12 protein-coding genes are annotated in these 13,262 nt (G+C 48.1%); 5 read left to right on the forward strand and 7 right to left on the reverse strand.

Features of this window, described 5'->3' with window-relative positions:
• Window position 1: 1 nt before the first annotated feature.
• Window positions 2–931, reverse strand: a complete 930-nt coding sequence (locus tag ABN764_RS08035; protein WP_446671514.1) for an RNA polymerase sigma-70 factor — start codon at window positions 929–931, stop codon at window positions 2–4.
• An 89-nt stretch (window positions 932–1,020) separates the two neighbouring features.
• Entirely contained in the window at window positions 1,021–1,467 is a 447-nt protein-coding gene (locus ABN764_RS08040) for a carboxymuconolactone decarboxylase family protein (RefSeq protein ID WP_446671515.1), read from the reverse strand.
• 277 nt (window positions 1,468–1,744) lie between these two features.
• On the opposite strand from ABN764_RS08040, the gene yedE reads away from it, so the two are divergent.
• The gene (gene yedE / locus ABN764_RS08045) at window positions 1,745–2,944 is read left to right on the forward strand and encodes a selenium metabolism membrane protein YedE/FdhT (RefSeq protein WP_174809079.1); all 1,200 of its coding nucleotides are present in this window, start codon (window positions 1,745–1,747) and stop codon (window positions 2,942–2,944) included.
• The gene (yedF, locus tag ABN764_RS08050; protein ID WP_021257372.1) at window positions 2,944–3,171 is read left to right on the forward strand and encodes a sulfurtransferase-like selenium metabolism protein YedF; all 228 of its coding nucleotides are present in this window, start codon (window positions 2,944–2,946) and stop codon (window positions 3,169–3,171) included. Before yedE ends, yedF begins: the two co-directional genes overlap by 1 nt.
• A 182-nt stretch (window positions 3,172–3,353) precedes the next feature.
• Here the strand turns inward: yedF and ABN764_RS08055 are convergent, their stop codons facing one another.
• Window positions 3,354–3,962 (reverse strand): DUF4304 domain-containing protein, encoded by a 609-nt coding sequence (locus ABN764_RS08055; RefSeq protein WP_446671516.1) that lies wholly within the window; start codon window positions 3,960–3,962, stop codon window positions 3,354–3,356.
• Between the two features lie 67 nt (window positions 3,963–4,029).
• On the reverse strand, window positions 4,030–5,814 hold the full coding sequence (locus tag ABN764_RS08060) for a response regulator (RefSeq protein ID WP_446671517.1): 1,785 nt from the start codon (window positions 5,812–5,814) through the stop codon (window positions 4,030–4,032).
• A gap of 202 nt (window positions 5,815–6,016) precedes the next feature.
• Between ABN764_RS08060 and ABN764_RS08065 the strand changes: the two genes are divergently transcribed.
• The 3 genes from ABN764_RS08065 (at window position 6,017) to ABN764_RS08075 (ending at window position 8,676) form a co-directional block, all read left to right on the forward strand.
• Complete coding sequence (locus tag ABN764_RS08065; RefSeq protein ID WP_446671518.1) at window positions 6,017–6,928, forward strand: ABC transporter ATP-binding protein; 912 nt, start codon at window positions 6,017–6,019, stop codon at window positions 6,926–6,928.
• Window positions 6,925–7,860 carry an ABC transporter permease gene (locus tag ABN764_RS08070; protein WP_446671519.1) on the forward strand — a complete coding sequence of 312 codons (936 nt, stop codon included), beginning with the start codon at window positions 6,925–6,927 and terminating at the stop codon, window positions 7,858–7,860. The genes ABN764_RS08065 and ABN764_RS08070 overlap by 4 nt, the downstream gene beginning before the upstream one ends.
• A gap of 108 nt (window positions 7,861–7,968) precedes the next feature.
• Entirely contained in the window at window positions 7,969–8,676 is a 708-nt protein-coding gene (locus ABN764_RS08075) for a DUF4097 family beta strand repeat-containing protein (protein ID WP_446671520.1), read from the forward strand.
• A gap of 112 nt (window positions 8,677–8,788) precedes the next feature.
• Here the strand turns inward: ABN764_RS08075 and ABN764_RS08080 are convergent, their stop codons facing one another.
• The 3 genes from ABN764_RS08080 to ABN764_RS08090 form a co-directional block, all read right to left on the reverse strand.
• Window positions 8,789–10,168, reverse strand: a complete 1,380-nt coding sequence (locus tag ABN764_RS08080; protein WP_446671521.1) for a sugar porter family MFS transporter — start codon at window positions 10,166–10,168, stop codon at window positions 8,789–8,791.
• Window positions 10,169–10,379: 211 nt separating this feature from the next.
• The gene (locus ABN764_RS08085) at window positions 10,380–11,750 is read right to left on the reverse strand and encodes a response regulator transcription factor (protein WP_315746525.1); all 1,371 of its coding nucleotides are present in this window, start codon (window positions 11,748–11,750) and stop codon (window positions 10,380–10,382) included.
• A 45-nt stretch (window positions 11,751–11,795) separates the two neighbouring features.
• Window positions 11,796–13,247 (reverse strand): sensor histidine kinase, encoded by a 1,452-nt coding sequence (locus ABN764_RS08090; protein WP_446671522.1) that lies wholly within the window; start codon window positions 13,245–13,247, stop codon window positions 11,796–11,798.
• Between the last annotated feature and the right edge of the window lie 15 nt (window positions 13,248–13,262).

The following is a 13,262-nucleotide window of genomic DNA, read 5'->3' on the forward strand; positions in this document are numbered from 1 at the left end:
ATCATTCCTCCTGCTCCTTCTGCAACGATATATGATCCAACTTATCCGGGTTAAATATAACATAAACGTTGCTTATGCGATCTTGCTCAGCCGTTAACTCACAGCAGCATACCGCCTTCACAACCCCTTGCTCCCGATACACCATATTCATGCTCGTATTTACCATAGTGAAGGATAAATCCCAACTTCGCAGCGCCACGAACGCTTTAGGAGAAGTGAGCAATCTCAGTACTCGGCTTCTGCCTATAATAGGCCGCATGGCAGCATGGACTCTGCCTCCTCCATCGGTAGTCAGTCGTACGTCCTCTGACAGCAAGGACAACAATGCCTCCATATCATATTGCTGAAAGGCAGTAACGAACTTGGAGATAAGCGTCCGCCTAGCATCCGTATCTTGGCTGGCAGAAGGGGAATATTCTCGCGCATGCTCCTTGGCGCGGCTCAATATTTTACGACAGTTGGAAGCCGACTTACCAACAGTATCGGCGATTTCGTCATACTCATATTCAAATACTTCCCTCAGCAGAAATACGGCTCTCTCCATCGGGGTCATCCGTTCAAGCATGACCATATACGCATAGGACAACGAATCTACACGCTCCGCTACTTGATCAGGCTGCTCTCCTTGTTCAACGATAGGCTCTGGAAGCCACTCGCCGAAATACGTTTCCCTCGTTCTATGGGAAGATTGCAGCACATTCAGACATCGGTTCGTCATCCACTTGGCGATATACGCCTTGATATGCCTGACATCGTCCAAGTTCCTGCCAACCATATCTGCAAACAGATCCTGCACGGCATCCTCCGCATCAGACACCGTGCCCAGCATCCGATATGCAATGGAAAACGCTAAAGTTCGATAGCTGCGATACAATTGTTCAACAGGATCAGCTTCCTGTGCATGAAGCGAATGGAGCTCTTTTACATCCATGTTCCCACTCCTTTGCCCCCCATTCTATCATTCCAAAGCTATTCTGATCCATCGAGTAAAGAAGAAAAAGAGGAGCGCAAGGCTCCTCCCTACTTATCGAAACATCCTGGATGCATTCCTGTCGAAATGGCAATGCGGTTCCAGCAGTTAATCGTCGCAATCGCAAGAATCAAATCTGCATATTCCTTCTCATTAAAATGCTCTCGTACCTTCTCATAAACCGACTGAGGCACACCCGCATCAGCTATTTCTGTCACATATTCCGTTAATTCCAGAACAGCCTTTTCTTTGTCAGTAAATACCGGTGCTTCCTTCCACACACTGAGCAGCATGATGCGGTTCGTATGATCACCCATCTTCATCAGATCAGCTGTGTGCATATCGATGCAGAAGGCGCAGCCATTGATTTGAGAAGCTCGTATCTTAATGAGTTCAAGAAGCACCGGATCAAGTGTACCACTGACGAATTTGTCCAGAACTTGCATGGCTTGATAAGCAGGGGCATTTGCCGTTCGATAGTTAAAGCGCAATTTCATTCCATTCACCTCATCTTAATTTTGGTTACATAAGCTAAGACAGATAAGGTGCTCATTTTGTGACACGTCATGATCATTTTTTTTCAATTTCCATATGAGGTAAAAAAGTATCATCCCGAATTCCCCCCGCTAGTAAGCAGTTTGTAGTAAAATGGAGAATGGTTTTATTTGCATCTCATCTCGTGATCGGATGTGAATTGCCGCACACAAACAAATCCATATAGTTAGATCGGGTTCTCACTTTTAACTATGAGGGATTGAAGGGGTAAGGGGAAAAATGAAAGATTCATTACGCAAGCTGTTCACCAACTACTGGAGCCCTTACGTTGCCATCGGCATCGCAGGCGTACTCAGCGCGCTGTACTTCGGCATTACCAACACGGTATGGGCCGTCACCGGCGAGTTTACGCGCTTTGGAGGACACATCCTCCAGTTATTCGGTGTCGATATCTCCGATTGGGCTTACTTCAAATTGATACAAATGAAGGGCTCGACATTCGAGCGCACGGACGGCTGGATCGTGTGGGGCATGTTCATTGGCGCACTCATCATGATTCTATTCAGCAACAACTTCAAAATTCGCATGCCGAAACAAAAGCGGCGTTTGGTACAGGGCCTGATTGGCGGCATTATCGCAGGTGCCGGCGCACGGCTCGCGCTTGGCTGCAACTTGGCTGCCTTCTTCACAGGCGTGCCGCAATTCTCGTTCCATGCTTGGATCTTCATGGTGGCAACAGCCATCGGTACCTATGCAGGGGTGAAAATTGTTAGCACCAAGTGGTGGAAAGGCAAGCCGATCCTGCAAAAAGGGAATGCCGCGCCTACTATTCAACAAACAAGAAAAGTTCAGCCTTATATCGGCGGGCTTGTTGCACTGGCTTATACAGGACTTATCGTGTACTTCTTCCTAGCAGGCAAGACGATGCTCGGCGTTGCCGCCATCTTCGGGGCTGCCTTCGGCATCTTGATTGAAAGAGGACAGATCTGCTTCACCTCCGCTTTCCGCGATCTGTGGATTAGCGGGCGCGCAACGATGACCAAGGCTATTATCGGCGGGATGGCAATCAGCTCTGTCCTAACGCTCATCGTTATTCTCGTGAACGGCGTCGATCCGATTACGAAAATGGCAGCACCAAGCACATTCGTCGGCGGCATCCTGTTCGGCATTGGCATCGTGCTTGCAGGCGGCTGCGAGACAGGGATGATGTACCGCCTCATGGAAGGACAAGTGATCTTCCTGCCTGTATTCATCGGCAACATTATTGGCGCTACTGCGCTTGCGTACGCTTGGGATCATCTTGGCGTATTCGACCTGCTCGTGAAGAGTGGAGCGAAGATCAATCTTATTTCTGTGATGGGCCCGGCTTGGGCGCTAATTGTCACACTAGTTTTGCTTGCAATCGGTTATGCTGTAGCTAGCTACTGGCAAAAAAATTACCGCTTCGGCGTCGGATTCAAAAAAGGAGATGCAAAATAATGACGATCGATTTCACATTGGATCTTAGAGGAGAACCTTGCCCATATCCCGTTATCTACACGTTAGAGACATTGCAGGACATGGAGAAAGGACAAGTGTTGCAAGTAATTGCTGACTGTCCAGCCGCCTTCAAGAACGTACCGGAAGAAGTGGTGAAGCACGGCTATACACTGGTGCAAGAGCCTGTGAAGAACGGACAAGAGCTTATTTTCCATATTCAAAAGTAATGCAGCAATAATAAGGAGCTGTCCTGCAAGTGGCTCGTCTACTCGCTGGGGCAGCTCCCTATAATTTTTTAACTCATTAGAGGACCCAACGGAACCTCAGGCTCTTAAACAAGCAACGGTTTCCGTAAAGCGGTGTCATCCCCCCATTAGGCAGCTTCGGCAGCGCGACAGAGTTCCTACTTTTATAGCTTTTCAAACTCCACTCCATATTTCCCGAAAATATCTTCATATTTCTTATCGAATATGATCCATCTATTTTCTGACCCATATTTTACTTGTAGTCCCCTCGAATAATGTTTAGCTGCTAAGATATCATTAGATTGCAATAATAAATGAAATATCTCTTCGCTCAAATGTAGCGATGACTTGGAAATATATTGATCAGCGATTGATCTAGCACTTGTCATTGTTTCAAAGAAATCTATGACCTCCCCTAAAAATTGCAGAAGTTCTTTCTTGAACTGACCCATATTCGTATCAAGGGTTATTGAAAATCTATCTGGAGCAGCTGTAGAGATCTCTTCTATTCTGGATCTGTAATGGCACTCGGATTCCTTTGGTGCTGTTTTTATCTCCTTGGACTGTAATTGCGCCAATTCAGTTGAGTAAATGCCACAATTGATATAGAACATGACATGGTGTAATGCACTTCCAGTGGATTTTTGAAAATTGAACATGTAGACGAGATCTTCTTTGGTTTTATAGAAATTCAAATTCTTCTTCGTAAAGCCGTGACTTGAAAGAAACGGTTTTACATCTTTTTTCATCATTTCATTAAAAAGCTCCTGCAAAATGAATCCCTCCTAAGAAATCGCTGTTTCCACCAGTTCAATTTTAACTTCAAGTTCTCACATATCGTTAAGTCAGACACTCAACCATTGCCTTCTCTACCGCTTCTTCACGGCCGCTTACTTGCAGCTTCAGATAAATGGATGAGATATAATTGCGTATCGTTCCTTCCGACAGATGCAGCCTCTGCGCAATTTCCTTGTTGCGCAGCCCTTCCGTCAAGCACCGAAGAACATCGATTTCCCGTTCGGTCAGCTCATATGGATTCAGTGCCTTACCCCCAGTCTGGTATTGGAACAATTGATGAGCCACATCCTGCGATATCATTGTTCCCCCGCCATATATGAGCCGAATCGTTGCGGCTAATTCCTTGGGGTGTATCGATTTCAACAGGTAGCCCTCCGCTCCAATACGCAGTGCCTCAGACGCTAGAGAGACATCCTCTATGGTCGTAATCATGATGATCCGAATGTCAGGCCACGTCTCCTTCAATGACTTTGTAGCCGTGATCCCATCCATTTCCGGCATGTTGATGTCCATTAATACAATGTCGGGACGATCCTTCTCGCATTGCTCGATCGCTTGCTTGCCGTCTCCAGCAACCGCTACTTCAAAATCCTGTTCTTCTCCTAACAACAATCTCAGACTCTCACGGATCAAAGGTTGATCGTCCGCCAATAAAATTTTGATTTTCTGTCCGCCTTCATGAGATGGATTCGGGAGCGTACACGTTACCATCGTGCCCGCATCCGCTTGCGAATGGATATAGAGCTTACCTTGCAATGGGGCCAGTCGCTCCTTCATGCCTGTCAGACCGAAACCATATTGGAGATGATCATCGCCCTTGCCGTTATCCTGCACCTGTAGCATCACCTGCGCCTGATCATATTGGAGCAGAACTTGAATCGTACTGGCCTGCCCATGCCGGCTGGCGTTGGTTAACGCCTCCTGTAGACAGCGATACAAGGCAAGCTTGGCCTGCTTCATCACAGGGTACGGCTCGCCCATCGTACGGAATATAACTCGAGCCCCAGTGTTCGTCTTGAATTCATCTATTATCTGAAGCAGCGATCGATCCAGAGGCAGCGCCTCCTCGATTGGATCCATCTGATGAACCTGACGGCGAATGTCGTCCAGACCCGATCGTGCCAGCTTGAGCATGCCCTGCAGCTTGGCCTCTCCCTCACTCGAGTGAATATGGGACTTCAATGTCTCCATCCCCAGAATCATGGAAGTGAAGGTATGACCGATCGTATCATGCAGTTCGCGAGCCATACGGTAACGTTCCTCCAATAGTGTCATTCTTTCAATTTGCGAGGAATACTGCTCCAAAATCGTATACTGCTCTTTGATCAGCGCAAGCTTCTGCTTGATGGCATTGATCGCTTGGGCTCCTTTTTGCAGCGCATAGCTTGCCACGTAGAAGATAAGCGCATCGAATAAGCTTTGCCATATGACAGGGTGTGACAACGACGCGTTGACGGAATTCCCTGCGCTCAACGCGAACAGCGTCGCTGCGACGGGCAGCGAGCACCAGTGGAACCGGCTCCGACTATAGAACGCGATCGTAAAGAGAGCCGGCGGGAATAGTCTTGTTAAGCCAAGATCGTAAGCAAGAAATAAAGATACTCCGCCAGCAAACAAGCACTCTGCGATCAAATATCGATAGTAGCGACCTTTTACCAATAAAAAGGGAACAAGATTGCACAGCAAAAGAGGAACAAACACCAGCCAAAAAGGAAAGGCAGGCTGATCCTGATACATCAATATGATAACGGCGACGACCCAGAGGCTGCGAATGGCGAGCATAGCCCAGTCCTGCCATGACCACCGATTTTTGATAAGAAAATTCATATGTACAACTCCGTTCAACCTTATTGAAATGAGTGACAAACTGCCTGAACAAGCTCGGCTTCCCTTGTCATACAAGGTTATTACCCCTTGTCACTCGGCTTTATGACAACCGTTCTGTTAGGGTGAGGTTGGCTGAGATGGATCCGCTAGATTACGGAAAATTATATCTCATTCCAATTGCTAATAAAAGGAGTGGTAGGCATTGTCGCTGCTGCAAATTCGTGATCTCACGAAAAAAATAGGAAACAAGACGATTGTCGATCAAGTGACGCTGAATATGGAAAAAGGAGAAATCTTAGGGCTTCTCGGTCCGAACGGCGCAGGGAAAACGACGACGATTCGAATGATCGTCGGCCTCATGTCCAAATCAGGAGGCCAAGTGCTGATTGACGGTACGGACGCTCATGCACACTTTGAACAAGCCATGAAGCATGTAGGCGTAATCGTGGAACATCCGGATTTGTACAACTATTTATCCGGCTATGACAATTTGGTTCACTTCTCCCGTATGACGCCCGGCGTGACAGAAGCAAGAATCCGCGAAGTCATTGCACTCGTCGGATTGGAGCACAGCATCAACGATAAAGTAGCCACCTACTCTTTGGGTATGCGGCAGCGCCTAGGTCTTGCTGTCGTGCTCGTCCACAAGCCTTCCCTACTTGTGCTCGATGAACCGACGAACGGACTCGATCCAGCTGGTATCCGCGAGCTAAGAGGCCATTTGAAGCATTTGGCGCAAAAAGAAGGCGTGGGCATTATGATCTCCAGCCACCTTATGTCCGAAATGGAGATGATGTGCGACCGCGTTGCGATCTTACAAAAAGGAAAGCTGGTCGGCATTCAAAAGATATCGGATATGGTAGATGACGAACGAACGCAGGTCAGATTTGAAATCGACCGACCGGATTTAGCGGTACAGATCCTGCAATCGATCATGTCCGGCGATGAAATCACGACCGATCAACGGCACATACAAGTTCGTATCGCCAAGACGCGTATCCCGGAGATTAGCCGCAAGCTCATGGCATCCGGAATTAATGTGTACGGCGTGCACACGGTCAAGAAGACGCTGGAAGACAAGTTCATGGAGATAACGGGAGGGGAAGAACATTGATTCCATTCATTCGCAATGAAAACATGAAGATTTATAAACGGAGACGTACGTGGGTAATGATTGCTATCGTTCTGCTGTACGTGCTCCTCCAAATTGTGAATTTAAAAACTTCTGGAAGTGCTGCTGCAAACGATAACTGGAGAGCGCAGCTCGAACAAGAGAACGTGCAATTCCGCAAGGAAGCTGCCAAGCCGAACGCGCTGAAAATTGAAATCAAGCAGGCCGAGCAACATATCGTGCTGAATCAATATTATTTGGAACATGACATTCCGCCTAGCCCTAATGCATGGAGCTTTGCAGTGAGCATGGTACGAAATATCATATTTGCGGCGTCGCTCATTTCCGTCATTATCGCCGGTGAGATCGTGGCTGTCGAATTTGTATCTGGTACGATCAGGCTGCTGCTGACCCGTTCGGCCAGCCGAACCAAGATTTATTTGTCCAAGTACATCGCCGCCATCCTGTTCGGACTACTCTTATCCGCAGCCGGCATACTCGTTTCCCTCCTCCTTGGAGGCTTTATATTCGGCTTCGATGGATTAGTGGACAGCTATTTCTATGTCAAAGATCAAACCGTAGGAGAAGTTCCGATGCTGCAGGCTTTATTGGCGCAATATGTGCTCAATATTCCCTTCTTGCTGATCGCAATTACGCTTGCTTTCATGATTTCTGCCGCTTTTCGAAGCACGACCTTCTCTGTCATGATTTCCCTGCTCGTATCGCTAACCGGATTTATTATCGCGATCGCGATGGACGGCTGGGCCTGGACGAAATACTTCATCTTCTCCCACACTGACCTTACGCCGTTCGTATATGGGAACCCTTCTGTAGATGGGGTGACGTTAGGCTTCTCCCTCGTGTTGATCGGGCTCCATCTCGCGATCATGCATTTAGTCTCGTACCCCTTGTTCGTTAAGCGCGATGTGGTCTGAAATGTGAATTTCGAGAATAACCACATCATCCGATGCGGGGTTAACTTCACTTCATGATGACAAATCAATATGTTTGGAACATTTCCTATACGGAAAAGGAGGGTAACTATGAACAAAATAAAGATAATACGAAGCATTGTGCTGCTAGCGTTATTGTTAGTAATTACAGCCTGCGGAGCGAAAGAAGAAACCTCGACAAAGAAACTGGAATTGCCAGCAAGCAGTCTGGCTAAGCTTATCATTGACCACCGAAATGGAGAAATCCAGATCTCCGGGAGCACCGATTCGGATAAGATCGAAGTCGTAGCTTTAGCTATAGCCAACGGAATCAGCATGGACAAATTGGAGCTTGCGCTGGAAGCGCGCAACGAGAATGCTTACTTGGATGCGAGATTCGGGGGCCAATTCCTTGCTATGGGATCGGGAGCAGTGAACTTAGACATCAAAGTACCGAAGCAGCTTCAACTAGACATTACGGCTCATCGGGACGGCAGTATCCACATCTCAGATGTATCGTCCAGCGCCAAGATTGACAATATCAACGGTGAGATTCAAGTATCAAACCTATCCGGCTCGCTTGAAATCGACAATCGGGACGGTGACATCACGGTTCGCAACATCGGTTCGGATATATCCATAAATAATATCAATGGGCATATTGCGGTCGATCAAATAGACGGCTCAGCGGATATACATGTCGGAGACGGCAGCCTAGATATTAACCGCGTGGGAAAAGATGCGTCGATTACACAGTCCGGAAACGGAGAAGTAAAAATTGGCGAGGTAAAAGGAAACGTAATCCGAAATAAGAAGTAGCAAAAGATAGACTAACGCGTCTCTTTTATACATGGACAAATAACAAATGAACCACTCCGTACCCGCTTCAGCGGATATAGAGTGGTTCTATAAGATGCAACAATCTCTACGATTAAGCCTTGGACTGCGTCCACATATTCTCGATCTCCTCCAGCGATTTCCCCTTTGTTTCGGGTACGACGCGCCAACTAAAGAGAACGGTGAACAACGCTAATATGCCGAATATCCAGAACGTAATAGCTGGCCCTGCGGAACTAAGCAGCGGCGGGAACGACTGGGACACGATATAGTCTGCTACCCACAGCATCATGGATGCAATCGCCGTAGCCTTGCCACGAATATGGTTCGGGAAGATTTCAGACATCACGACCCAAACTACTGGACCAAGCGATATCGCGAAGGCAGCAACGTACACCAGAATACAGATAAGCACCAGCATTCCAGAGGTATGACCTGTATGGAACGCAAACCCGATCACAAGCAAGCATACCGCCATCAGGGATGATCCGACGATCAATAATGCTTTACGGCCGACCTTATCGATCAACCACAATGCCAGTATCGTGAACACGAAGTTAATGAATCCGACCAGAATCGTCTGTATCAGTGCGCCATTCGTTCCAGCACCTGCTTGTTTGAAGATTTCCGGCGCGTAATACATAACCGCATTAATCCCTGTTACCTGCTGAAGTACTGCCAGTACGACACCTACGATGAGCGCCAAGCGAAGACCTGGCTTGAACAAGTCCGCAAGAGATCCCTTCTCCTGCTTGAACGACTCCTTAATGTCCAATACTTCCTTGCGTGCCATCTCGTCGCCGTGAATTTTGCACAGGATTGGCAGAGACTCTGCTGCCCGACCCTGTGTAATCAACCATCTTGGACTCTCTGGTACGAAGAACAGGAGAACCAAGAACAGGACGCCCGGAATAACTCCTACACCGAACATCCAGCGCCATGCATTCTCCACGCCCCAAGCGTGATCACCTGCGCCAGCGATGCCCAAGTTAACAAAATAGACGAGGAAAATACCTGTTACAACCGCTAGCTGATTCAAAGCAACGAGTCGGCCTCGATACTTCGCAGGCGCGATCTCCGCATTATAGAGCGGGCAGAGTGTAGATGTAATACCAATTCCGAGACCACCAACAATACGAGCACTGATATAACCCGAGAATGTTGCTGGAATTGCAGAACCTGCTGTACCAACAATGAACAGCAGTGCAGCTGCGATAAGCACCTTTTTTCGGCCGAACTTGTCAGCCAGTATGCCTGTGCTTGCCGCCCCGACGATACATCCTACAATTAAGCTGGATACTGCCCAGCCGACTTGAAATTCGGACAGGCCGAACTTCTCTTTCATGAAACCGATTGCACCAGAGACAACAGCAGTGTCAAATCCAAACAGCAAGCCTCCGAGTGCGGCTACAATCGATACGAGCGTAACATACTTCATATTTATTTGATTGTGTTCGCCTTGTTGCGTACTCATAATTTTATACCCCTTTGAGTAAAATCAATGAAGACTGGAGCTCCATTATAACATTCAGCTAGTCCGATCATGCTGATGAAACCCTTCACTTCTTTGCGGATCATCAGCATAATATCGTTCCCTGCTCGCACGGATTCCAAACATTGGCCACAAACTAGCACATTCTTGTCTTGGAGGACAAAAAAGTCCATGCCGACATATGGGCATGGACTTAGTTCTCCGTACTTCGATATTCGGTTGGCGTTACGCCCGTTACCTTCTTGAACACACGGCTGAAGTAGTTCGGATCTTTGTAGCCGACCATATAGCACACTTCCTTCAGGCTGAATTGCCCATCCAAGATGAGTGCCTTCGCTTTATCAATCCGCAGCCGCGTGACATAATCAATGAACGTTTCTCCTGTCTGCTGCTTGAATACTTTGCTGAAATAATGCGGATTCAAGTGGACATGGTCCGCTACTTCCTCTAGAGACAACTCTTCCTGATATCGCTCTACGATGTATGCAGCAGCACGATCGACCACATTCCATGTCTGCTGTTCACGTTCCTCACGGATGCGCTTAATTGCTTGCTCTACATACGCTCCCTCAGCAGATGTTCCTCGTTCAACCCGATCATCAGGCAGCCAAGAAGCATTACTTGCAGGCAGTTGCAGTTCCTCGAATCGGCATAGACTCCCCCACGAACTTGGATACGTCGAGGCAAACACTGCTTCATAATAGGAACGCCGTATTCCTTCAACGTGCCGCTGAAGCGTCCCAACTCCGACCGTAACTTCAAGACCGCATTGTCTGCGCAAAGCTGCGATAAGCTCTGATCCGATGCCCTGCACTTCCTCTTGCATAGAACCAGCCTCTGCCGTTCCCTTGCCCAAAATAAAAACAGCCATATGTTCATGCACAATCGGACTGACGATCCAGCTGTGTCTCTCCTTTACCTGCTCCTTCAATATACTCTTCGATACGTCGATCGCGAACTGCTTCTCGTCTTCGTATGATTGGCCCGCAGCAGACTTCATTCCATTCATCGCAACCACTAGCGCATACCCTCGATCGAGCGACAGCTCCAAAATATCAGCAAGCTGCAAGGCGTCTGCCTTATGAACTTGATCCGCCATTAAGGCAAGGGCAAGCTCCGTCTCAGCCATGGGAAGCAGTTGATAAAATTTATCCCGAATGGCAAGTTGCTCGTCACGCTTCCCGCACTCATCCCGAATCTCATCAACCAGACGCTGCAGCACAGCTACAATTTGATCCCGCTTTGCAGGCTTCACCAAGTATTCCTTCACTCCAAGAGATAGTGCCTGCTGCGCGTAGTCGAAATATTCATACGCAGTAACGAGCACCATTTTGACGAGTGGATGGCGTTCCTTAATCTCCTTCAGGGCATCCAATCCCTGTATGCCTGGCATTCGGACATCCATCATGACGATATGAGGGCGATGCTCGTCGGCCCTCTGAATTGCTGTACGGCCATTGTCTGCATGAATAACTTCGAAGGTATCCGGCATCATTTTCGTAATAATCCACTCCAAGCCCTCCCGCTCTAATGCCTCATCATCAGCGATTAGCAATCGATACATGTTCTCCCTCCTTTCTGATTCACATGTTAGTAAGGATACCTCCAATTATCGAGGAGTCATTATCCTGCCAATATCCTGTTGCCCCTTGTGTTCCTCCTTGTCCGGTATTCGAATCAAGACGGTTGTGCCCTCTCCGGGCTCGCTCTGAATATCCACCAGATCGGTTCTGCCATAGTACAGTTCTAATCGTCTAAATACATTGTACGTTCCAAGTCCTGTAGATTGTCCCCCTGATCGGGAATCTGCTGGTTCTGCATCCATGCGAAGCAGGGCGCTGCGCGTCTCTTCCGTCATGCCGCTGCCATTGTCTGCAATCGAGATTCGCACCTCGCTCGGTACACGTTCAATGGACAAGGTTACAACCGCTCCTGCTTCCATGCCTTCAATGCCATGAACAAATACATTTTCCAAAATCGGCTGCAGGGTAAGCACAGGAACGAGCACGTCCAAGGCTGCTTCATCAATATGGGTAACAAACTGGATTCGATCACGGAATCTAGCCTGCTGAATCGTGAAATACTCCTTCGCTTGCTCCACTTCATCTCGGAGCGGTACAGGCTGGTCCAGCTTGCGCAGATTATAGCGGAGCAAGTTAGACATCGACACAGTTAAATCGCTAGTTCGTTCCGCACCTTCTAACAAGGCAAGCTTGGCAAGCACATTAAGAGAGTTGAACAGAAAGTGCGGGTTCATTTGATTTTGCAGCGCCTTGAGCTCCAGCTCCTTCACGAGCCGATCCTTCTCCAAGTTCGCCTTATCCTTTTCAATCAACTGCAGAAGATCATCCTGCATGCGCCCGAACGCCTCAGACAGCATACGAATTTCACTGCTGCCCTCCACTTGTGGAGGCTTCGTCTGCAAGTTGCCGCGGGAAATTGCTCTCGCTGCATGAACCAGCTTCTTAATTGGCTCGGTAATGCCGAGCGATAGCCAATAGGCAAGCATGATACTTAGCAGCGTATTGATAATAAAAAGTCCGATTCCCCATAGATTCATCGCTTCTGTGTGCGTGAAGATCTGCCGGTAGAAGGGCTGATAATAACGAAGCTCCGCATCAATCAATTGATGCCCTTCTTCTCGGATGAACCCTGCCGTCGCTTCCAGTTCCTCATACAGCGGCACATAACGCAGAGAGCTCGTTTCCCCCCACGCCTCTAGCACGGCTGCTTCCTCTTCGATATACGTGTTCAGCAGATTGCGATAATTACGCACGTCCGCTCCGGCGGATGGAGCATTCTTTTTTTGCTCCGTCAATTGATCTCTCATCAACTTCAGACTATGCGCCTCACGAAGATACTCTTCGCGCGATCGATCGCTTTGATCTAACAAATAGATGTTCAAGGCACGCAGATTGCTGTCGGTTTGGGTTGCAATTTGCCTGTACATCAATACCCGCTCCAACATGACATTATAGCTCTGCTGTACGGTTCTTCCACTCTGGAAGACGAAAAAGGAGACGCCATTGCTCAAGACGAGCAGCGCCGGAATGAAAATCAATAGCTTTTTCCTTAT

It is taken from the genome of Paenibacillus wuxiensis, from assembly GCF_040195695.1.
Lineage (GTDB): Bacteria > Bacillota > Bacilli > Paenibacillales > Paenibacillaceae > Paenibacillus_B > Paenibacillus_B suaedae.